This window comes from uncultured Chitinibacter sp., from assembly GCF_945957625.1.
GTDB lineage: Bacteria > Pseudomonadota > Gammaproteobacteria > Burkholderiales > Chitinibacteraceae > Chitinibacter > Chitinibacter tainanensis.
Map to the genome: position 1 here is coordinate 131,237 of NZ_CAMFLP010000010.1, position 19,938 is coordinate 151,174.

At 58.7% G+C, this 19,938-nt stretch carries 23 protein-coding genes; 15 read left to right on the plus strand and 8 right to left on the minus strand.

Features of this window, described 5'->3' with window-relative positions:
- The first annotated feature begins 13 nt into the window (after positions 1-13).
- Together QV747_RS12315 and QV747_RS12320 are read left to right on the plus strand one after the other, a co-directional pair.
- Positions 14-1,090, plus strand: a complete 1,077-nt coding sequence (locus QV747_RS12315; protein ID WP_273431168.1) for a carbohydrate-binding protein — start codon at positions 14-16, stop codon at positions 1,088-1,090.
- A 143-nt stretch (positions 1,091-1,233) separates the two neighbouring features.
- On the plus strand, positions 1,234-1,992 hold the full coding sequence (locus QV747_RS12320) for an ABC transporter substrate-binding protein (protein ID WP_273431167.1): 759 nt from the start codon (positions 1,234-1,236) through the stop codon (positions 1,990-1,992).
- On the opposite strand, the gene QV747_RS12325 is transcribed toward QV747_RS12320, so the two are convergent.
- Complete coding sequence (locus QV747_RS12325; protein ID WP_051259073.1) at positions 1,989-2,450, minus strand: MEKHLA domain-containing protein; 462 nt, start codon at positions 2,448-2,450, stop codon at positions 1,989-1,991. The genes QV747_RS12320 and QV747_RS12325 overlap by 4 nt on opposite strands.
- A 136-nt stretch (positions 2,451-2,586) precedes the next feature.
- On the opposite strand from QV747_RS12325, the gene QV747_RS12330 reads away from it, so the two are divergent.
- From QV747_RS12330 to QV747_RS12355, 6 genes are all read left to right on the plus strand, one after another.
- Entirely contained in the window at positions 2,587-3,039 is a 453-nt protein-coding gene (locus QV747_RS12330) for an EVE domain-containing protein (RefSeq protein WP_273431164.1), read from the plus strand.
- The gene (locus QV747_RS12335; RefSeq protein ID WP_273431162.1) at positions 3,036-3,836 is read left to right on the plus strand and encodes a sulfite exporter TauE/SafE family protein; all 801 of its coding nucleotides are present in this window, start codon (positions 3,036-3,038) and stop codon (positions 3,834-3,836) included. Before QV747_RS12330 ends, QV747_RS12335 begins: the two co-directional genes overlap by 4 nt.
- Positions 3,833-4,231 carry a hypothetical protein gene (locus QV747_RS12340; protein WP_273431160.1) on the plus strand — a complete coding sequence of 133 codons (399 nt, stop codon included), beginning with the start codon at positions 3,833-3,835 and terminating at the stop codon, positions 4,229-4,231. Before QV747_RS12335 ends, QV747_RS12340 begins: the two co-directional genes overlap by 4 nt.
- Before the next feature lie 41 nt (positions 4,232-4,272).
- Positions 4,273-4,689, plus strand: coding sequence for a PliI family lysozyme inhibitor of I-type lysozyme (locus tag QV747_RS12345; protein WP_273431158.1), 417 nt, complete (start codon positions 4,273-4,275; stop codon positions 4,687-4,689).
- On the plus strand, positions 4,686-5,576 hold the full coding sequence (locus QV747_RS12350) for a DMT family transporter (RefSeq protein ID WP_273431156.1): 891 nt from the start codon (positions 4,686-4,688) through the stop codon (positions 5,574-5,576). The genes QV747_RS12345 and QV747_RS12350 overlap by 4 nt, the downstream gene beginning before the upstream one ends.
- Positions 5,577-5,807: 231 nt before the next feature.
- Positions 5,808-6,314, plus strand: a complete 507-nt coding sequence (locus tag QV747_RS12355) for a hypothetical protein (RefSeq protein ID WP_028450386.1) — start codon at positions 5,808-5,810, stop codon at positions 6,312-6,314.
- Here QV747_RS12355 and QV747_RS12360 read toward each other — a convergent pair.
- Positions 6,311-7,462 (minus strand): PLP-dependent aminotransferase family protein, encoded by a 1,152-nt coding sequence (locus QV747_RS12360; protein ID WP_273431154.1) that lies wholly within the window; start codon positions 7,460-7,462, stop codon positions 6,311-6,313. The two genes, QV747_RS12355 and QV747_RS12360, sit on opposite strands and share 4 nt — an antisense overlap.
- A gap of 66 nt (positions 7,463-7,528) precedes the next feature.
- Here QV747_RS12360 and QV747_RS12365 point away from each other — a divergent pair, with 66 nt between their 5' ends.
- Both QV747_RS12365 and QV747_RS12370 read left to right on the plus strand, forming a co-directional pair.
- On the plus strand, positions 7,529-7,990 hold the full coding sequence (locus QV747_RS12365; protein ID WP_047391176.1) for a MarR family winged helix-turn-helix transcriptional regulator: 462 nt from the start codon (positions 7,529-7,531) through the stop codon (positions 7,988-7,990).
- A 2-nt stretch (positions 7,991-7,992) separates the two neighbouring features.
- Positions 7,993-8,322, plus strand: a complete 330-nt coding sequence (locus QV747_RS12370) for a hypothetical protein (protein ID WP_273431150.1) — start codon at positions 7,993-7,995, stop codon at positions 8,320-8,322.
- Here QV747_RS12370 and QV747_RS12375 read toward each other — a convergent pair.
- A complete protein-coding gene (locus QV747_RS12375; RefSeq protein ID WP_273431148.1) occupies positions 8,319-9,662 on the minus strand; it encodes a 3-deoxy-D-manno-octulosonic acid transferase in 1,344 nt (447 codons plus the stop codon). The two genes, QV747_RS12370 and QV747_RS12375, sit on opposite strands and share 4 nt — an antisense overlap.
- Complete coding sequence (gene waaC, locus QV747_RS12380) at positions 9,629-10,606, minus strand: lipopolysaccharide heptosyltransferase I (protein WP_273431146.1); 978 nt, start codon at positions 10,604-10,606, stop codon at positions 9,629-9,631. The genes QV747_RS12375 and waaC overlap by 34 nt, the downstream gene beginning before the upstream one ends.
- Positions 10,607-10,721: 115 nt before the next feature.
- Between waaC and QV747_RS12385 the strand changes: the two genes are divergently transcribed.
- The 5 genes from QV747_RS12385 to QV747_RS12405 all read left to right on the plus strand — a co-directional run bounded on the left by QV747_RS12385 (position 10,722) and on the right by QV747_RS12405 (position 14,137).
- Entirely contained in the window at positions 10,722-11,351 is a 630-nt protein-coding gene (locus tag QV747_RS12385; protein ID WP_051259018.1) for a GGDEF domain-containing protein, read from the plus strand.
- Between the two features lie 66 nt (positions 11,352-11,417).
- Complete coding sequence (cobT, locus tag QV747_RS12390; protein WP_273431143.1) at positions 11,418-12,464, plus strand: nicotinate-nucleotide--dimethylbenzimidazole phosphoribosyltransferase; 1,047 nt, start codon at positions 11,418-11,420, stop codon at positions 12,462-12,464.
- Positions 12,464-13,084 carry a histidine phosphatase family protein gene (locus tag QV747_RS12395; protein ID WP_273431141.1) on the plus strand — a complete coding sequence of 207 codons (621 nt, stop codon included), beginning with the start codon at positions 12,464-12,466 and terminating at the stop codon, positions 13,082-13,084. Before cobT ends, QV747_RS12395 begins: the two co-directional genes overlap by 1 nt.
- On the plus strand, positions 13,081-13,833 hold the full coding sequence (gene cobS / locus QV747_RS12400) for an adenosylcobinamide-GDP ribazoletransferase (RefSeq protein ID WP_273431139.1): 753 nt from the start codon (positions 13,081-13,083) through the stop codon (positions 13,831-13,833). Before QV747_RS12395 ends, cobS begins: the two co-directional genes overlap by 4 nt.
- A 37-nt stretch (positions 13,834-13,870) precedes the next feature.
- Positions 13,871-14,137 (plus strand): hypothetical protein, encoded by a 267-nt coding sequence (locus QV747_RS12405; RefSeq protein ID WP_028450395.1) that lies wholly within the window; start codon positions 13,871-13,873, stop codon positions 14,135-14,137.
- 65 nt (positions 14,138-14,202) lie between these two features.
- Here the strand turns inward: QV747_RS12405 and msrB are convergent, their stop codons facing one another.
- The 4 genes from msrB to QV747_RS12425 all read right to left on the minus strand — a co-directional run.
- Positions 14,203-14,601 (minus strand): peptide-methionine (R)-S-oxide reductase MsrB, encoded by a 399-nt coding sequence (msrB, locus tag QV747_RS12410; protein WP_273431136.1) that lies wholly within the window; start codon positions 14,599-14,601, stop codon positions 14,203-14,205.
- A 27-nt stretch (positions 14,602-14,628) separates the two neighbouring features.
- On the minus strand, positions 14,629-15,687 hold the full coding sequence (locus QV747_RS12415) for a hypothetical protein (protein WP_273431134.1): 1,059 nt from the start codon (positions 15,685-15,687) through the stop codon (positions 14,629-14,631).
- Positions 15,684-17,300 (minus strand): diguanylate cyclase, encoded by a 1,617-nt coding sequence (locus tag QV747_RS12420; protein ID WP_273431132.1) that lies wholly within the window; start codon positions 17,298-17,300, stop codon positions 15,684-15,686. The genes QV747_RS12415 and QV747_RS12420 overlap by 4 nt, the downstream gene beginning before the upstream one ends.
- Positions 17,301-17,411: 111 nt before the next feature.
- Positions 17,412-19,938 (minus strand): response regulator (locus QV747_RS12425; protein WP_288791515.1); only part of this gene is annotated, 2,527 nt, incomplete at its 5' end.

The following is a 19,938-nucleotide window of genomic DNA, read 5'->3' on the forward strand; positions in this document are numbered from 1 at the left end:
GGATGGAAAGACCATGAAAACTGCAGCACTCGTGCTAAATCTCAGCGCGGCCATGCTGGCCTCTGCCAGCTGGGCGTGTACGCCACCACCCCCTGTGGCCGCACCGGCCCTACCGGCCGGACTCGATGGCCGCCTACCAGTCACCTACCCGGATAAAGACCCTAATTATCCATATAAGCCTCCGATTACCAATGGCAGCTGCCCCGCGCAAGTAGAGCGCTACGGCCAGATCGGCCAGCCCCCATCGCTGACCGACGGTGAAACTGACCGAGTGTATGGCAATAGTAATCCCACCAACCCGACCTGGGATGCGGGCAAGGTTTACAACACCGGCGATCTGGTGAGCCTGGATGGTGCAATCTACAAGGCCAAATGGTGGACGCAAAACGAGAAACCCGGCCAAGCCTGGGGTGCATGGGAAATACAAGCCGCGCAATCTGGCCCGCAATTGTGGAGCGCCAGCAAAGCTTATCAGGGCGGCGAGCAGGTAGTGTTTAATGGCCGGCTGTATCAGGCCCGCTGGTGGACCCAAAACAATCCACCCGACCAAGCTGGCAGCCCTTGGGAAGATAAAGGGGCCGCGCCCACGCTGCGCCAGCGCCCGCCACAATTTAGCAGCCGCATCGAGCAGCAGGCAGATCAATCACTGCGGGTGAGTGTAAACGCCGGCTCATATATTTACCCGATCAGCTTTGCCTATATCGCCACGGCCAGCTGCACCGCGCAGCTTGAGACCCGCAATCAGCGCCCACCAGAAATGGTGCCACCCAGCATCGAGCGCTGGGAAGTACGTGTCGATGGCAAAGTCGTAGCCAGCCAGAGCGGGCCCCAAATGATGTATGTGCCCGCCCCCATGCCGCCTGCACCGCCGATAATTCCCCGCAACGCCGATGGTAGCTGCAGCGTCGCGGCCGGCACCGTCGTAGCCCAATTCAACAGCTCAGCGGGCGGCGTGCTGCAAGGCTACGCCACCATTGCCCCAAGCCAAGCGGCGGGCAACTATGTGAGCGTTTGGCTGTGCAATGGCGATATTTGTCGCCCCAGCACCTTGCTGGCGAAATACAAATTTGGCCAAAACGTCTGGCCCTAAGCTAGCGCAATAACGCCATTAAAAACCCCGCGTCCAGCGGGGTTTTTACTAATGGGTGTTACCGATCACAAGCTAAAGCATTCAATGGCTTGACAAGGCCACTCCCGATTGACGCCATTAGCGACAGCTAATACAGTGCCCAGATGAAATTGGCTTATGCAAAACTTTCAATTTATCTAACCTTACTGTTGGCAAGCCCGGCCGCGCTGGCGATCGAGATCACCCTCGCCAATGGGGAATGGCCGCCGATCCTGGGGGAAAAACTCCCCGGTTACGGCTATGGTAGCCAGATTGTCAGTCGCGCCTTTGCCTTGCAGGGCATTACCGTGAATTACGAATTCATGCCTTGGCGACGAGCGCTAGAAGAAACCCGGGGCGGGCGCTTTCATGGCACGCTACTCTGGACCAGCACCCCCGAGCGCCGCGCCGATTTTTACTACAGCCTACCCGTCTATCGCAGCCAAACAGTGCTGTTTTACCATCGCCAACAGCCGGTGAGCTGGCGCGATCCCGAGTCACTGCGCCATAGCCGAGTGGGCATGAGCAATGGTTATTTCTACGGGCCACGCTGGCGCAGCCTGCAACAGCAGCAATGGTTTCAGGTGGATCAGGCCAATAATGATGCGCAAAGCTTGGCCAAGCTGTATGCCGGACGCATTGCCGCCTTTCCTTGCGAAGAAGTTGTCTGTGATTATCTGATTGGCACCACCTTGCCACCGCAGGCGCGCTTTAGCCTGCTGTATGACCCCAACCCAGTGCACAGCGAAAACCTGCATTTGCTCATCAGCAAGAAAATTCCGCAGGGCGATTGGTTGGTCAAGCAGTTTGACCGAGGTCTGCAGCGCATGCGGCAAACGGGCGAGCTCACGCGGCTGCTGGCGCAGGCCAAGCTGCAGCGTTAAACCGCGTCTTCCCATGTGGCATATACCGCCGCCTGCCCGCAGGGCTGGCCCTGCTCATCCAGCAAATTCCACACGGTGACATCCTTAATCCAAAAGCGCCGGCCTGAGCGGGCAATCCGCAAGCCCCGGTAGCCACTGGCATAGCCCTGTTGCGCCACGCTGGCGAGCAAGGCGGCGCGCTCTTCGCGATTGGGCGCTTCTGCCGAAAGGCGCGAAGGCAACCCGATCAGCTCAGCGGCCGTATATTCAAAGCAATCCAGCGCCGTTTGATTGGCATACACAAAGCACGGGTCGGCAGTGCCATCGTGGGCCAGCAGGCAAAATGGCGCCTGCTGCAACACGGCTGCGGCTTCGGCATCGCTCAAGGCCGGATCCACCAGCGGACGCCCCAGTAAGTGTTGATGGCTACGCCGCATACGGGCAATCCAGGGCAGTTGTTGGGCAATATCTTGCGGCATCAGGCGCTCCAGCAGGCGAAAGCCGGCATTATACCGCCCGCGGCAACTTGACATTACCGGTCAGGCTGGGCAGATTGAAGCTTTATCTGGCCCAAGCTCTTACTCAGCAGCTGCCGCGGCCACATTGGAGCTAGCCATGCGCTATTGGCTCATGAAATCCGAACCTGATGATGTCTCCATCGATGATCTCGCCGCCCGGCATACAGTGGGGTGGTATGGCGTGCGGAACTATCAGGCACGCAACTTTATGCGAGATACCCAGCAGATTGGTGATGGTGTCTTGTTTTATCATTCCTCCTGCGCCGAGCCAGGCATCGCCGGTTTTGCCCGTGTGTGCAGCGCGCCCTACCCCGACCCGACCCAGTTTGACCCGCAGTCAAAATACTACGACCCCAAATCCACCCCAGCACAGCCGCGCTGGCAGCAGGTGTACGTGGCCTTTGTCCGCAAAACCCGTTTATTACCCCTAAGCGAAATGCGCCAGCACCCGCCGCTGGCCGAGATGGTGGTGCTGCAAAAAGGCTCGCGTCTGTCCATTACGCCTGTCACCGCGGCCGAGTGGGCCTATTTGCAGGAATTATTAGCATGACCGTGATTATTCTGGCCTGTCTCAGCGTGGGTTTGCTGGCCGGCTTTCTGGCCGGCCTGTTGGGCGTAGGCGGCGGCTTGGTGATTGTGCCGGCTTTGCTGGCGGTATTTAAGCTCGTGGGCGTCTTGCCGGCACATCAGCAGCATCTGGCGCTGGGCACCAGCTTGGCCACCATTGTGTTTACCGGCATAGCCAGTGTGCGTGCTCATCATGCCAAAGGCGCGGTACGCTGGGATGTGGTGCGGCGCATCACCCCGGGCATTTTGCTGGGCACCTTTGCTGGCGCACAGATTGCCGGGTTTATTTCCACCCGCGCATTGCAATGGATTTTTGTGGCGTTTGCCTATTTTGTGGCCGCGCAAATGCTGCTGAATTGGCAAACCAAGCCCAGCCGCCAGCTACCCGGCCAAGCGGGCTTGCTGGGGATGGGCGGCTTAATCGGAGTGCTTTCCAGCTGGGTGGGGATTGGCGGGGGATCGCTGTCGGTGCCGTTTATGAATGCCTGCAATGTGCCGGTTAAATCCGCCATCGCCACTTCATCGGCCATCGGCGTGCCCATCGCGGTAGCTGGCGCCATCGGCTATATCGTCAGTGGCTGGGGTATAGCCGGCTTACCTAGCTATAGTTTGGGTTTCATCTATATACCCGCCCTGCTTGGCATTGTGTTGGCGAGCTTCCCGATGGCCAAGCTCGGTGCAGCGGCGGCTCATTGTTTGCCTGTACCGGTGCTAAAAAAAATCTTTGCGGCGCTGCTGATTATCTTGGCCAGCAAAATGCTCTGGGGCTTGTTGCCATGAGACGCTACCTCGGCCTCGTCTGCGCCGCGCTGCTCATCAGCCAGCCCGCCTGCGCGAATCCTGAGCTAAGCCCGGCCTGCCGCAGCGCCTTGCTAGCCCTGCAGCAGCGCATCACGCAAGACAGCGCCACGCTAAGCCAAGCGGAACTCGAAACCAGCCAAGAAGCCGATCAACTGCGCCTCAATTGCGCAGAGGGCCCTGGCGCTTATCAAGAGCCGATTGGCCTGCTCGCGCGCCGGCTACTGCCGCCCCCCCCAGCGCCGGGGCCGGGGATCGGCCCAGCCACCGAAACGGCACTCACGCTGGCGATGCTGATCACCCTCATCCTCACCACCCAAGGCGCGGTTAGCATCCAGAGTGGTGGCGACTCCCTCTTTATTGGTCAACCTCGTTGAGATTCGCGATGAAAGCTTTGTCGATCACTGCAGTGTGTGCCATGCTTTTCAGTGCCTGCAGCCACGCTGGCGATTACCGCTTTGTAGAACAACTACGGATGCCGGATAACCACAGCACGGTAGTCGTCACCGAAGGTGAGCACGAGCCGCGCAGCATGGGTAGTTACAGTATTCGCCTGTACGGCGGGCAAAACCCAGATTTCCCACTCGATGATTACCAAGCCGGCCTTATCATCGCCCGCGATGGTCAGGTGGAGCGCCTGCTTAACACCGATGCTGATGGCGATGGTACCGGCGAAGTGGTGGTGGTAACGCGCAGTGCTGGCAGCGGCGGCTATCTGCATGCCGATCTATTTAGCTGGCAAAACCGCCAGCTCAAACTGCTGTTGCAACTGAGCGACCTTCCCCCCAAAGCAGACCCGCTGATCGAAATTAAACGGGTTGTGCGCAAGAAGTGAAGCCAAGCGTCAATGCAGCTTACCTATTTTTAATTGCGGTTTGGTCCACCACCGCCTTAGGCATCAAATGGGGCGTACAAGGGCTGCCGTTTACGCTGGCGCTGGCCAGCCGTTTTGTGCTGGCGGCAGTGTTGATGCTGGGCTGGCTGGCATGGCGCCGCCAAAGTCTGCCACTGGCAGCTCCATACCGGCGAGCCTATTGGATCGCGGGGCTGGCCACCGCCTGCTCGATGTGTTGCTCTTTCTGGGCCGCGCAGGCCGTGTCTTCAGGGCTAATCGCAATTATTTTTGGTTTATCGCCGCTGGCGACCGCGATTTTCGCCAGCCGCTGGCTGGGCAACCAGCTTGATCGCCGCGAATGGCTGGCGATTGCGCTGGGCCTAGCGGGCCTGTTGATTATTTTTGCCCGCCAGCTGCATTGGCAGGCCGACGGCGGCTGGCGCTTGCTGGCGCTCTGTGTGGCAATGGCCTTGCAATCGGGCGCAGCCGTGTTGCTCAAACGCTTTGCCAGCGGGCTCTCACCGTGGTTGGTGAATGCTGGCGCACTACAAATTGCGGCGCTGACCACGCTGCTGTTTTGGTTGCTCGCAGGGGCGCCGTGGGTCAGCCACTGGCCCTGGCGAACCGCCGTGGCCTTGATTTACCTCGCCGCAGTAGGCTCGGTGCTGGGTTTTAGTCTGTATTACTGGCTCATCCGCGAGTGTCGGCCAATGAGTGTTGCGCTCATCGCGCTGATTACGCCAGCCAGCTCGCTGTGGTTGGGGCACGCCTTGAATGCAGAAACCCTGCAAAGCCATGAGCTCATCGGCACCGCCTGCATCATGCTCGGGCTGGCCGTGCATGTCTGGGCCAGCCGTCGCGAAATGCCGACAAATCAGCCAAGCTAATCCAGCCCAATACCCCGACAGGTATAACCCCAACCAGCTTAGCTAATAATCGCTTCGAGCCAATACCCCATAGGCATATCGCATTAAGCACGCACGACATCCGCAGCAACCGCAAGGAGCCGATAAGCGGTAGGGACAGAGTGTAGGTTTTTCGCCAGACTCGTAGTCAAATATTGCGAGCTACATCACAGTTTGCTTATATAAAAAGACGGAGTTTGCGAGGCGAAAGCGATGGAATCACTGGTCTACAGCAAAACCCCTGCCGGTCAACAAGAACTACAAACGCGCAGCGGGAAAATCAGCCAAAAAGAACGGCAGCTATTGTTCATGATTGATGGGCAGCGCAGCTCGGCCATGCTGGTGGCAATGTTGCCGGGGCAAGAGGTGCTACTGAATCTGAAAAACCTGCATGATGCCGGTTTTATTAGCCGCGACACCCCGCAAAAGCCACTGGAAGAAATTCGCTTTTCCGGCCCAAGCACGATCGCGCCGCCTCCGCCGCGCAATCAGCAACGGCAAATCGATGAAGCCCGCAAAATCATCCTGTCGGTCTGCCATGAATTTCTGGGCCAAAGCTGGGAAGACAAACTGGCCAGCCAATTAGCCAGCGTACGCCGCGCCGAAGAGCTCACGCCCATTGTGGAGCAATGGGCCGAAGCGCTGCGCCGCTCGGGTCATCGTGGCGCTGCCTTCAATGGCGAAAAAGCCATCGAAGTGCTGTTTAAAGCCACCACTTAAACCGCCAGCGCAGGCGCCTGCCGGATTAAATGCGCCAAGGTGGCAACGCCGGCCTCGATCTGCGCCAGCGAGCTATGGCTGAAATTTAGCCGTAGCGCCGCTGGTGCGCTGGCCTGAGCATAAAATGGCTGCCCCGGCATCACGGCCAAGCCCTGCGCCAAACCTTGCTGCATTAGCGCAAGCGCATCGATGGTTCGACGCAAGCGTAGCCAGAAAAATAAGCCCCCCGCCGGGCATTCCCACTCCGCCTCATCCGCCAACTCGCGTTGCAGCGCCGCCTGCATCGTATCGCGCTTGGCGCGATACACTGGCAGGACGTGTTCCAAATGCGCTTGCAGTGCACCCGTGGCCAGCACCTGCGTCACAATACCTTGGCTTAAGCGATTGCTATGCAAATCGGCAGCCTGTTTCAACCGGGTAAGCGGAGTGAGCAAATCCGGGTGGGCAATCATATAGCCCAAACGCAGCCCTGGGGCCAGCGTTTTGGAAAACGAGCCTTGATACACCCAGCGCGCGGAACGCAAACCGGCGACCAGTGGCGCGGGTGGCGTGCCATCAAACGCCAGATCTCGATACGGGTCGTCTTCAAATACCGGCAGACCGGCCTGATCAAATGCAGCAGCCAGCGCAGCGCGGCGCTCGGCCGGATAGCACAAGCCGGTTGGGTTTTGAAACGTAGGAATTAAATACGCAAACTCGGCCTGCTCGGCCGTGACTGCAGCGGGCAGTAGACCGGCCGCATCCCCCGCCCCAGGTTGCATATCAGCGCCAAACAGCTCAAACACCTGCAAGGCGGCCAGATAGGTCGGCGATTCACACAAAATGCGCGTGCCTTCGCTCACCCAAAGCTTGGCCACCAGATCAATCCCCTGCTGGGAGCCATTCAAAATCAAGACTTGCTCTGCAGAGCAATTAAGGCCCATGTGGCGCGCACGCTCAGCCACCAATGCCCGTAATTGCGGCTCGCCTTCGGAAGGACCATACTGCAAAAGTTGAGGAGACAGCTGCAGCTGCGTCCAGTCTGGCGAATACAAGGTTTCAGTGGCAGGCAAACCGCCGGCAAAAGAAATCATGCCGGGGCTTTGGGCCGCAGCCAGAATCTCGCGCACCAGCGATGGTCGTAAGCGGGTAATGCGTGGGGCAAACATCGGCGTCTCCGGCAAATTAGGTCAACATGCATGACCTATATTACTGCATTCAGGAGATACGTCAACATGCCGGACCACGCCGCTCATCAGTCACTGCAACACACTGAATTTGAACTCAATTGCGCACTTGAGCTGCTGTTTTATGGCTACAAGGGCTTTACCGCCCAGCCCGATGCCGTTTTGGCTGATTTAGGCCTTTCGCGCGTGCATCACCGGATTCTGTATTTTGTGGGCCGTCAGGGTGGGCTCTCGGTCAATCAGCTGTTAAATAAGCTCGGCGTCTCCAAACAGGCGCTCAATTTGCCACTACGGCAACTGATTGAGCAGGACCTGATCACCACCAGTCCTTCCGAGATTGATAAACGGGTGAAATGCCTGGCGCTCACCGACAAAGGCACCGAGCTGGAAGAGCGCCTATCCGGCTCACAGCGAGTGGTACTGGATGCGGTGTTTGCCGAATGCGGCCCCGCCGCCGAAGCGGGCTTTAAACAGGTATTGGGGCTTTTGGCCAAGAAAACGCGGAGCTAAGCATGTTATTGGCTTTACTGCTGTTACTGGCCTGCTTGGGCTTGGCTTATGCTGAGCTCTTTCATCGCGCGCGACGACTAGTGCAGCAGTACTATCCGGAATTCGAGCTGGAAAACGAGCGCGAGCTGCGCCAGCAACACTTTGACGACCCACGGCTACTCGTGGGGCAATTTAATAGCAGCGTCTCGGCCATTCATGGCTTTGTATTTTCCCGCGCCTCGCGCCATGCCATTCCAGCGCAGCAGCAATGGGTGTTTCTCGCGCTGAACTGGATTATCGCCAGCATGGTGCTGGATCTGCTCTTGCTCTATCTGTGGGCCTTTACCCATTAACGCTGTGCTTGCCCCTCCGCGCCCAAGTAAGGCGTCAGTGCGGTAAGTAGCCGCTGAGTAGCGCCACGATGTGCCTGGCTAAATGCAAGGCCGGCCTGGCCCATCGCCTGCAGTCTCGATGCATCGGCCAGCATGGCTAAAGCTTGCTGACATACCACAGCAGCATCTTGACCTTGCCAAGCCGCACCTGCGGCAATCGCCTCGGTGGAGGCTTGAGCGAAGTTAAAGGTGGATGGCCCCAACAGCACCGGGCAAGCGCAGGCGGCGGCCTCAATCAGATTCTGGCTGCCAAATTTAAGCAATGAGCCGCCCATGATGGTGACATCGGCCGCGCTATACCAAGCCACCATTTCCCCCATGCTATCGCCGAGAATCACTTGTGCACTGGTTGGCTCACCCTGCCATTGACTGCGGCGCACATAGTGCAAGCCCTGCGCATCCAGCAAGGCCGCGACACTATCAAAGCGCTGCGGATGGCGCGGCACAATAATCAATAATGTATCCGCAGCAAATGGGCCCAGGCCTTGCAACACCAGGGTTTCTTCCCCATCGCGGCTGGAGGCTAACAGGATAATTTTTCGCGCCAGGGTGTTTTTCCACGCTTGGCCACGCGCGATTAGTAATGGGTCAATTTGATTGTCGAACTTAACATTTCCCATCACTTGCACATTCACCGCGCCCATTTGCTGCAAGCGTGCAGCATCTGCGGGCGATTGCGCCAAGACTGCCGTAAATTTGGGCATCACCGCACGAAATAGCGATGCCATTTTTAAATAACCCGCCAGCGATTTTTGCGAAAGACGAGCATTAGCCAGTACCAGCGGCACGCCGGCGCGCTGGCATTGCTCGATACAATGGGGCCAGATTTCGGTATCGATAATGAGGCCTAAACGCGGCTGAAACGCCGCCAGAAACCTCGCCACAGCTGAGGGATAGTCATAAGGTAAAAACACCACCTGGGCATTGATACCCGATGCGGGGCCGAATAATTCGTGCGCAGTTGCTCGCCCCGTAGGGGTCATGCAACTGAGTAAAATCGGGCTATCTGGGTAACGCTGGTGCAGCGCCTGTACCACAGGCTGTGAGGCGCGCATCTCTCCCACGGAAACAGCATGCACCCAAATCGGCCGGGTATCTGCCCGCAAGCCATTCTTGATAATGCTTTTCGGGTAATACCCCAGCCGTTCAGCCCAGTGCAGCCGATACGCCGGCTGCTTGCGCGCGCGCTTGAGCAGATATAGCCAGATGAGTGGGAAAACCAGATACAGCGCCAGCCGGTAACAGCCCGCCGCCAGCCAGCCGCGCATTAGCGCTGCCACCCAGCTAGCACGGCTTGCCACACCGCATCCACCGTCGGCGCAGCTCCGCGCTGGCCCAAATTCACGGCATAGCTCGCCGCCAGTACTCCGGTCAGCGCGGGATCTGATGCACAAAAAATGGCGACCGTAGGGACAGCCACCGCCGCCGCCAGATGGGCCAAGCCCGTATCTACCCCAACCACAATACACGCCCCCGCCAACAAGGCTGCCGCGTCGGTCAGGGTGAGCTTCGGTGCCACCATGGCCCCAGGCAAGGCAGCGGCGATGCGCTCGGCCCGTTCACGCTCGTCCGCACTACCCCACGGCAAAACGGGGCGTACTCCCGCCGCCAACAACCGCTGCCCCAGCACAATCCAATGGGCTTCGGGCCATTCTTTATCCGCCCGGCTCGTCGCGGTGAGGCAAACACAATAATCCCCGGCCGGTAGCCAAGTGAGCTCGCGCGGCGGCACGCGCAGGCCGTAGTCCAACACCCCCGCTTGCGGGTAATTTAACGCCGCCGCAGTGAGCTGACGATTACGCTCAATCGCATGCTGGGTTTTGTTCACCGGATATTTACGGCAGTAGGCAAGGCTGGCCAGTGGCTCGCGGATCGAATGCCGGTCAAACCCAGCCACCGGGCCACAAGCCTGCCGCGCAATCGCCGCGCTTTTAATCAGCCCTTGCGCATCCAGCACCACATCGTAGCGGCAAGCGCGCAGCTCGGTTTTGAATTGCTGCCACTCAGTGCGCGTTTGGCTCGCCAGCGGGGTTTTGCGCCAGCGGCGCAAGGCCACCGGAATCACCCGCCGGATCGCCGGATGCAGCTGCGGCAACTCGACAAAACCTTCTTCCACTACCCAGTCGATCTGAGCATGTGGGTAGGCGCGGGCCAGATCGGTAATGGCGGGCAATTGGTGAATCACATCGCCCATCGACGACATGCGCACGATCAGAATGCGTGCAGAGCTGGGTTTGATAGTCATGGGCCTATTTTACTGCCAAACCCGCCCGCTGGGCGCATCTGGGCTGACAAAAGCCATATGCCCACAGCATGAATCGGCCGCGCGAAAATCAGCGCGCCTGCTAGGATGAAGGATCATGACCCTGCTGCTGGAGTTGGCCATGTGGCTACTCATCTTGCTGGCCGCCTGCGCGGTGATTATTTGGCAATGGCAAATGCTGCGCCGTTTGCGCCATGCACTGGCCAGCCATAGGCTAACCGACGAGCTTACCGGGCTGTTGCAACGGCGGCACTTTCTGCAGCTGGCCGAGCATGAGCTCAATCGGGCGCAGCGCGCCAGTCAGGCGACCTCGGCGTTGCTGATCGATCTGGATCACTGCGCCAAAATCAATCATCGCTTCGGCCATCAGGCCGGAGATTTAGCCTTGCAGCACGTCGCCGATGCCATCCGGGCCTCGATTCGGGATTTTGATCTCGCCGCCCGTTTTTCCGGCGAAGAAATCGTAGTCCTGCTGCCCAATACCCCTGCGCCCGGGGCGCAAATCGTGGCCGAGCGCATCCGGCAAAAAGTCAAAGCCAGCAGCTTTAATCTGCCAGATGGCATTGCGCTGACCGTCTCGGTTACCATGGGCCTCGCCACGCAGCAATCAGAAACCGCCGGCATTGAAGACCTGCTACTCGCCGCCGATTCGGCCCTGCAACAAGCGATGCAACAAGGCATCGACCGCATCGCGATTTATCAGGAGCAAGCTGCGGTCGTGGTGTAATTGACCATTGCCCTTCCTATCGCGAGCGGCTAAAGTCGGGCTTTCTTGCCCGAACTTGACACTGACATGGCTCAACCGAATTCCACGCTCGCGGCTGCTGCACGCGAACGCCAAACCCAACTCACCAAACCAGCCGGTAGTCTGGGGCAACTGGAAGACCTCGCCATCTGGCTCGCGGCGCGTTTGCCCGCGCCAACGCCGAATCGTCTCAAGCCCGCTGTGGCGATTTTTGCCGCCGACCACGGGGTAGCGGCCGAAGGCGTGTCGGCCTTTCCGGCCGAAGTCACAGCGCAAATGGTGGTGAATTTCCTGACCGGTGGCGCAGCCATCAGTGTACTGGCCAATTTGCATCAGATTAGCCTCGCAATTATCGACGTTGGCGTAGCCAGCCCATATCCGGTGCCGAGCAATCCGCGCGCCAAATTATTCCGTGCGCCCATCGCGGCGGGCACGGCCAATCTGCGCCACACCGCCGCCATGACCGCCCAGCAATGCCAAACCGCCTTTCAAGGCGGCTACGGCTGCGCCGAAGAGATGATCCGCAATGGTAAAACCCTGCTGATCGGTGGTGAAATGGGTATCGCCAACACCACCGCCGCCGCCGCGCTCATTTGTGCCCTCACCGGGTATAGCCCGGCAGAGATTGTGGGCCGTGGCACCGGGATCAATACCCAGCAACACGAGCTTAAAATCGCCGTGGTGAGCGATGCCTTAACCCGCGCCAAAGCGGCCGGTGCCAATAGCGCGATGGATTGGCTGCGCGAAGTAGGCGGGCTGGAAATCGCCGCGCTGGCCGGCTTTTACACTGCCGCCGCTGAGCTGGGCGTCCCCGCCTTGGTGGATGGCTTTATTACCACTGCCGCCGCGCTGGTGGCCGTGAAGGCCAATCCGGCCGTGGCCGATTGGTTGCAGGCCAGCCATGCCTCGCAAGAACAAGGCCACCGCTTAGCCCTGACCGCACTGGGCTTGCAACCGCTGGTTGATCTAGGCATGCGCTTGGGCGAAGCCAGCGGTGCGGCCGTTTGCGTACCGCTGCTGCAAAGCGCGCTGGCCTTGCACGCCGAAATGGCCACCTTTGCCGAAGCCGGCGTCGCCGCAGCGAATCTGAGCTAATGCCGTTCCGCCTCACACTCATCCGTCACGGCGAAGCCGTTGGCGCCAGTAGCGCGATTTTCGGCCACAGCAACCCGCCGCTATCGCCGCTGGGGCTCGCGCAGCTACAGGCGCGCTGGCGCGGGCTTACCAGCCAGCCCATTGATGCCATCGCCAGCTCCACGCTCGCCCGCTGCGCGGATTTTGCCCTCGATGCGGCACAGGCACTGGGTCTGCCTTTGCAGCTCGAAGCAGGCTTTCGCGAAATACACCTAGGGAGTATCGACGGTAAACCCAAATCAGAATGGACTACTGAAGACCATACCCACTGGGATAACTGGCAGCGCGATCCGGCCGAATTTCCTTTGCCGGGTGGCGAAGACTGGCTGGCGTTTCAGCGCCGCGTTTTGGGTGCGTTGAGCCAATGGGCCAGCCAAGGCGAGGCCGAACATCGCGTGATCATCGCGCATCAAGGCACCATCAAGGCGATTATGCTGTTTGCACTGGGCTTGCCGGCCAGCCGCCATCAGCAGTTCTGGCTCGCCCCTGGCGGCGCGGTGACCTTGTGGTGGGATGAAGTCTATCCACCACTGCTGCTGGAATGGTCAAACACCTTGCCGGATGTGGAGCAGGCCGGATGAGGTTGGGATTTGATTGGCGCTATCCAGTGCTGGCCGTGCAATTTCTTACCCGCTTGCCCACGCCAACTATCCGCGACTTCGAGCCACGCCTGCTGGCCGGGGCGGTGGGCTGGTTTCCGGCGGTCGGCCTCTTGCTCGGTGCCTTGCTACTGGGCTTGGCCGCGCTGCTACAGAGTGAAACACAGCTGGCCGCAGCACTGATCCTGCTTGCGTGGGTGTGGCTTACCGGCGCACTGCATCTGGATGGCTTGGCAGATATGGCCGATGGCCTCGGCGCGGCTCACCGTGATCCGGCCCGATTTCTGGCCGTGCTCAAAGACCCGCATCTGGGCAGCTTTGGCGTCGTTACACTGGTTCTGCAGTTATTGGTCAAATGGGTTGCCCTGACTTGGCTAGTGAGCCATAGCGCTCCGTGGGCGCTGTTGCTGATCCCGGCTTGGGCGCGCAGCGGCGTATTTGCTTGGCAAACCCTGCCGGCGCTAGCGCCGGGCATGGCCGAGCAATTTGCCTGGGCGCAGCGCCCATGGTTGGCCCGGCTGTGGTGGCTCAGCTTATTGGGGCTGAGCGCTTGGCTCGCGCCGGCGCTCTTGCTGGCCCCGCTGTTGATCTGGCTGTATCGCTATTGGTTGCTTCAGCGTTTGGGGGGTGTCACTGGCGATTGCTTGGGGGCAGGCATCGAATTACTGGAAACCGGCCTCTTACTGGCTTTGCCACTCTTGGGCTTGCTTGGCAAATTGGCGCTGAATTAAGGATAATCGGGTTTTTGATTCCGCTAGGCGCCACAGCATGAAGATCGTTCGGGTACTCGAAGTCTGGGAAAAAGGCATGGAAGGTGGTTTTGTCGGCCATTTACCCTTGGCGCCGGAGCTGGACGTGGCCTTTTTGTTTCAGCTGTTTGCGGCCGAGCAAGATAAGCCTGATCCAGAGATGAAGCTCTCTTATCTGCTGGATGAGTCGCGCCTGGAAGCGCTGCGCCCCTTTGTGAGCGCGGAGGTCGACTTTAGCCAGTTTGACTACATCCTCAGCGCCCACGGCGTACCGGATTACGAATAAGCAGCAGGGTATCTCCTTGCAGAGCTTATTTGACAAGACCCGCAAGGCAATACCCTAACCAGACATTATTCGTCCTGGTAAAACTGTAGTGCCACCGAGTTGATGCAATAGCGCTCGCCCGTGGGTTCGGGGCCATCAGGAAACACATGCCCCAGATGGGCATCGCAACGCGCACAGCGTACTTCTTCACGCACCATGCCATGACTGGTATCTCGATGACGCTCGGTCGCGCCGGGCTCGGCTTCGGCCCAGAAGCTTGGCCAGCCGCAGCCGGCATCAAACTTGGTGCCCGATTTAAACAGCAGGCTATCGCAGCAAATGCAGTGATAATCGCCCGCCGCGCTCACCCGATACAGCTCGCCACTAAATGGCCGCTCGGTGCCGGCTTCGCGGGTCACATAAAAACTCTCTGCGCTCAGTTGTGCGCGCCATTCGGCCGGGGTTTTGCGAATTTTGTTCATCATGCGACTCCGAAAGAGGATGTGCGCAGTTTACCCAGCATAGCGCTGCCGACTCAACTCCAGCCGCAAGCCCAGCTCGATATTTGTGAGTGGTTTCAGAAAGGTGCGAGTGAGTTTACGCTCGGCCTGCTTTTGAAACAGGCTCAGTTGCTGGGCATGCGCGGCCTCAAGGTGGCGCAAAGCGCCGGCATAATCGCCCTGCTCAGCGCACAACCCCTCTAGCAGCTGATGGGCTTCCTGCCCCATGGCAAAGCCGCGAATTTGTTCCCCAAGCTGCAAGCATAGCTCCAGCGATTGGCGGGCCGGCAACAGCCGCTGCTGACGCACATACAGCTTGCCCAGTATCAGCGCAGCATAGGCGCGGCACCACAGCCCGCCATGCTGCTGCGCCAGCACCCGCGCCAGCTGCAAATGCTCATCGGCGGCGCCCAGCTCATCGTGGTCAAGGTGAATCAGCCCGGTGTAGATATGGTATTCGGCCTGGGTTTCCAGATGCGGACGCAGGCGCAAATTGTCGTGCAAGCGCGCGAGCAATCCACGCATTTCCTCATACAAACTGCGCCGGTAGCAGGTGGCGATCAAGGCCAAGAGGCAATCGGCCAACAGCGATAGATCATCTACCTGTTCGGCCAATAGCAGCGCCCGGCGCTGGTATTCGAGCGAAATATCCAGCTGCCCATACACCAGACAGACCTGCGCAATGCCCGAATAGCCCCGAATAAAAGCGCGATGGTCTTCCGCCTCAATCGCCGTTTGCAGCGCCTGCAGCCAGACATCAAGTGCTCGCATGTATTCGCCCTGCAGCAACTGGCTTTGCGCTTGCCAGTGCAAGGTTTGCGCGAGCAAGCCCCAGTTCCGCAGCTGTCGAGCGATCAAACCCGCTTCGCGAAAATCCCGAAAGGCTGCCGCCGGCTGCTCACCCAGATCGATTAGATATTCACCGCGATATAACAGGGCCAAAGCCTGGCCATAGGCAAAATTCAGCAGCTGCGCCTGCCGAATCGCAGCATCCATTAGGCTGGGCTGCTTTTCCCGCAGCATCAGTGCCTGCTGGCCAGCAAGCCAGCGTACGAATTCGTCCTGAGTCATGTATACGACTCCACGCGATTACGGCCATGATGCTTGGCCTGATAGAGCGCCTGATCGGCATGCTGCTGCAAATCATCCAGCGCGACTTCATCCAGGCATTCGGCCACCCCCAGGCTACACGTGACCTTGAGCCCAGGCTGCACCTGACTCCAATCGTATTGCTGAATACGCAGCCGAATTCGCTCGGCGACTTCTACCGCGGTGGCGCCTGGCGCTCCAGGCAACAAGAGGATGAACTCCTCTCCACCATACCGCGCCACCAAATCACCACCACGGCAACCGGCCAGCATAATCAAGGCACTAATTTTGAGAACTTCATCGCCAACCGCATGGCCGTAGGTGTCGTTGATTTGTTTGAAATAATCCAAATCCAGCATCAATACCGAGAGAGGGCGACTGTCTTCCAGACAACGTTGAAACAGGGCCGGTCCTTCCTGATCGAGCAGGCGCCGATTGCCAATACCGGTGAGCGGGTCTTGCATCGATACATGCCGCAGGGTATTGAGCAACTCGCTATCGGCGGTGGTTTGCTGGCGCAACATGACATTTTCTTGCCGGGTTTGCAGCACCATCAGCTGGGTATCAAGCTCGCGGATTCGGCGCTCAAGCGCGGTATTGAGCTTATCTTTGGCTAATTGCTGCGCATTGCGAATCGCCAATTCATGGTATTTGCGCCGGCTTTCCCAGGCCATCTTGGGGTTATCCATCCGCTGACCTAACTCTGCCAGCAAGCCATACACGCGTAGATACATAGTCAGCGAGCCAAACTGATCGATTTTTCCCAGCGCGAGGTGCAGATGGTGTTCCGCCGCGGCATAGTCCGCCAAGGCCAGATGCACTTCGCCCAGATTGATCAGGCTATGTGATTGGCTCCATAAATAGCTGGTTTGCTGATTAATCTGCCAGGCTTGCTGCATATAGGTGAGCGCTTCTGGCGCACGCTGCATGGCGAGCAAGGCTTGGCCACGATAGCTATACCAGTCAGCGAGCCAAGCCTGATGCTGGCTTTGCCTGAGCGCAGCCTCACCCCGGTAAGATAAATTGAGGACCAGCTCGTATTCATGCAGCTGATTCAAATCAGCGATGACGTGCAGGTAGCACTCGGCCAGCAATTCGGAATCATCCACCCGCTCGGCAAACTGCAAGGCCAGCTCATGCCAGCGCAGCGCTTCACCATGCTGTTGATGCGAGAAATACACATTGCCTATCCCTAGGCAGGCGGGCGAGTACAGCTCATGGGCATGCAAGTGCATCGCCTGTTGCAAGCTGGCAATCCAGCTTTTAAGCGCGGGGCCATACTCGCTGGCCGAGAAATGCAGCCGAGCGCGGGCATGCTCATATTCGGCCGTGAGGCGCGGCGATTTAATCTGCCGCGAGAGCGTTTCCAGGCGCGCAATCGCGGCATGCCCCGCGGGCAAGATACCCAGCGCCCAAAAACTGCGCGCGCGCCACAGCTGGGCCTGTGCCTCTTGCTCAACCAGCTGCTGGGCCTGCGCAAGCTGCACCACTTCATCCAGCAAAGTGATGGTGCGGGCGCAATCCGGCACATACCAGCGCAAGGCTTCGGTCAGCAGGTGTTCAAGTTGCTCGGGCGTGACGACAGGCACACTCATGATTAATCGCCAGAGAGACAGACTCTTAATATAGTCGGTGGCTGAATATAAAGGAAAAAGCCCTGCTAAGCAGGGCTTTTTGTTGCGCATGAGTGCTTAAGCGGGAAAGTCCTAATGCAGATTACCGGCCTGCAAGAACTGCCGGATCAAGCCTAGCAGTTCATCTTCTTGGTACGGTTTGCCCAGATAAGCATTCACCCCCAGATCAAAGGCATACTTCTTGTGCTTCTCGGCCGTACGCGAAGTGATCATGATGATCGGGATTTCACGCGTGTCTTCTGCTACCCGCACGTTCCGGGTCAGCTCAAAACCATCCATACGCGGCATCTCAATATCCACCAGCATCACTGCCGGTTTTACATCATGCAGTTGCTGCAAAGCGTCCACACCGTCTTTCGCTGTAACCACCTGGAAGCCCTCACGCGCCAACAAGCGACCGGTAATCTTGCGCACGGTCAGGGAGTCATCCACCACCATCACCACTGGGGCGGTAGACAGCTGCTCAGGCATACTGCTACGCGCGGCCTGCGTCGGCGCGGCACTACCCTGCTGCTGCACGATACTCACGATTTGGCTGGATTGCTCAAGCAGTGCCAGCGGATTCATGATCAGCACGATCTCACCGGTACCCAGCACGCTAGCCCCAACTACGCCCGGTATCCGCGCCAGCTGTGGCCCGATTGGTTTCACCACCACCTCTTGGTTTTTCACCAACTCGTCAATGTGCAACGCAATGCGTCCAGCCCCTGAGCGCAACAACACCACCGTTGAGTAGCGTTTCTGCTCTGGTACGGCCTGCAAATCGCCCAGCAAACGTGGCAGATAGGCAAAGCGGTAACGCTGCCCCAACCATTCTTGCGCCTGGTTTTTATACAGCCCAGCCAGCGCTTCTTGCTTAAGCTCTTGCACCTGCTCCACCATCACCGATGGAATCGCGATCAGGCGCTCACCACTTTTCACCAACAAGACTTGCGCAACCGCCAAGGTGAGCGGCAGATGAATGATAAAGGTAGTGCCTTGCCCGGCAATGGTGGTGACATCGATTTTACCGCCGAGATTGGACACCTCATTTTTCACCACATCCATCCCGATCCCGCGGCCAGACAGCTGCGTTACATTCGCTGCCGTCGAGAAGCCGGGCTCGAAAATCAGTTGGCAGACATCGGCATCAGAAACATTCTGCTCCGCGGTAATCAGACCTTTATCCAGCCCTTTTTGCCGAATTCGCGCGACATCGAGGCCGCGGCCATCGTCTTTCAACTGCAGCACCAGCTCATTGCCCTCTTGGCGTACTTCTAGCTGGATTTCACCAAATTCGGATTTCCCCGCCGCCAGCCGTTGCTCGCTGGTTTCAAGGCCATGGTCAATCGCGTTACGCAGCATATGCTCGAATGGCGAAATCATTTTATCCAGTACGCCGCGGTCGATATCCACGCGGCCGCCTTTGATCTCCAGATTGACCTTCTTGCCCACCTCTTTACCGGCTTGGCGGGTCAAGCGATACAGCCGCTCGGACACGCTGGAGAACGGCACCATCCGTACCCGCATCAGACTTTGCTGCAGCTCTTTGGTCATCCGCGACTGCGCCAGCAAGGCCGCCGAAGACTCATCCAAGTTTTTCAACAGATGCTGCTGCACCGTCGCCACGTCGTTCACCGACTCAGCCATAAAGCGAGTCAGCTCTTGCAAGCGGCTAAAGCGGTCAAATTCGAGTGGATCAAATTCACGATGCTGATCTTGTACTTCTTTTTCCCGCGCCAGCATTTGCGTTTCGGCCTGAATTTCCAGCTCGCGTAACTGCCCGCGCAGACGCGCCACGTTCTCTGTCAGATCAACCAGCGACGATTTGAGCGTCACCATTTCCGACTCGATCCGCGTCCGCGAAATCGCCACCTCACCGGCCTGATTCACCAACTGGTCAATCAGTTCCGACTTCACCCGGATCACGGTTTTATTTTCCGGATCGGCCGCGGCCAGCAGTTTTGGCATTACAGGTGCCACCGGGGCTTCCACGGCTTCAGTGGCAGCATTAGCCGGTTTGCTCAGCTCAGCAAATAGGGCCAGCAGCGTATCGTAATCAGCCTCTAAGCGCGCCTGCAGCGTTGGATCGTTCGGCTGGCTTTCCAAGAGCCGAGATTCCATGATGTGGGCGGCTTCACCCATCCGCATTGCACCGCTCATTCGTGCGCTACCTTTCACGGTATGCAGCGTGCGTTTTAGATTTTTCAGCAGCGGCTCGGCGTCTTCAGCGCTTGGCAACTGGCGGATATCTTCACCAATCTGCGGCAGCAATTCTTCCGACTCTTCAATAAAGATCGGCAGCAATTGCGGATCAATATCGTCATTCAGACTGGCATCCAGCTCAAGCGCTTGCGCTGGCTTCGATTCTTCAGCAACCAAAAGCTGGTTGATTGGCGAAGCCGCCATGGCCACGGCAGGCGCCGCAGTGGTCAACGCATCCAGCAGTCCACTAGGGGCATCGGCTGTGGGCGGGGGCGGCAATTCATCAGGCTCGTCTGCAGCGACAAAATCTGCCAGATCTTCGCTGCTTGCTCCATCCAGAAGCAGTAACTCGGCTTCGGCTTCGGCTTCGGCTTCGGCTTCGGCTTCGGCTTCGGCTTCGGCTTCGGCTTCGGCT

Excerpts from the sequence above, each read along its gene's own strand:
- QV747_RS12330 (WP_273431164.1), top strand. The coding sequence starts at position 2,587 with ATGCGCTATTGGCTCATGAAATCCGAACCTGATGATGTCTCCATCGAT.
- cobS (WP_273431139.1), top strand. The coding sequence starts at position 13,081 with ATGAGGTTGGGATTTGATTGGCGCTATCCAGTGCTGGCCGTGCAATTT.
- QV747_RS12335 (WP_273431162.1), top strand. The coding sequence starts at position 3,036 with ATGACCGTGATTATTCTGGCCTGTCTCAGCGTGGGTTTGCTGGCCGGC.
- QV747_RS12370 (WP_273431150.1), top strand. The coding sequence starts at position 7,993 with ATGTTATTGGCTTTACTGCTGTTACTGGCCTGCTTGGGCTTGGCTTAT.
- QV747_RS12420 (WP_273431132.1), bottom strand. The coding sequence starts at position 17,300 with ATGAGTGTGCCTGTCGTCACGCCCGAGCAACTTGAACACCTGCTGACC.
- cobT (WP_273431143.1), top strand. The coding sequence starts at position 11,418 with ATGGCTCAACCGAATTCCACGCTCGCGGCTGCTGCACGCGAACGCCAA.
- QV747_RS12320 (WP_273431167.1), top strand. The coding sequence starts at position 1,234 with ATGAAATTGGCTTATGCAAAACTTTCAATTTATCTAACCTTACTGTTG.
- QV747_RS12360 (WP_273431154.1), bottom strand. The coding sequence starts at position 7,462 with ATGTTTGCCCCACGCATTACCCGCTTACGACCATCGCTGGTGCGCGAG.
- msrB (WP_273431136.1), bottom strand. The coding sequence starts at position 14,601 with ATGATGAACAAAATTCGCAAAACCCCGGCCGAATGGCGCGCACAACTG.
- QV747_RS12405 (WP_028450395.1), top strand. The coding sequence starts at position 13,871 with ATGAAGATCGTTCGGGTACTCGAAGTCTGGGAAAAAGGCATGGAAGGT.
- QV747_RS12415 (WP_273431134.1), bottom strand. The coding sequence starts at position 15,687 with ATGACTCAGGACGAATTCGTACGCTGGCTTGCTGGCCAGCAGGCACTG.
- QV747_RS12315 (WP_273431168.1), top strand. The coding sequence starts at position 14 with ATGAAAACTGCAGCACTCGTGCTAAATCTCAGCGCGGCCATGCTGGCC.
- QV747_RS12325 (WP_051259073.1), bottom strand. The coding sequence starts at position 2,450 with ATGCCGCAAGATATTGCCCAACAACTGCCCTGGATTGCCCGTATGCGG.
- waaC (WP_273431146.1), bottom strand. The coding sequence starts at position 10,606 with ATGACTATCAAACCCAGCTCTGCACGCATTCTGATCGTGCGCATGTCG.
- QV747_RS12365 (WP_047391176.1), top strand. The coding sequence starts at position 7,529 with ATGCCGGACCACGCCGCTCATCAGTCACTGCAACACACTGAATTTGAA.
- QV747_RS12395 (WP_273431141.1), top strand. The coding sequence starts at position 12,464 with ATGCCGTTCCGCCTCACACTCATCCGTCACGGCGAAGCCGTTGGCGCC.
- QV747_RS12385 (WP_051259018.1), top strand. The coding sequence starts at position 10,722 with ATGACCCTGCTGCTGGAGTTGGCCATGTGGCTACTCATCTTGCTGGCC.
- QV747_RS12355 (WP_028450386.1), top strand. The coding sequence starts at position 5,808 with ATGGAATCACTGGTCTACAGCAAAACCCCTGCCGGTCAACAAGAACTA.
- QV747_RS12340 (WP_273431160.1), top strand. The coding sequence starts at position 3,833 with ATGAGACGCTACCTCGGCCTCGTCTGCGCCGCGCTGCTCATCAGCCAG.
- QV747_RS12345 (WP_273431158.1), top strand. The coding sequence starts at position 4,273 with ATGCTTTTCAGTGCCTGCAGCCACGCTGGCGATTACCGCTTTGTAGAA.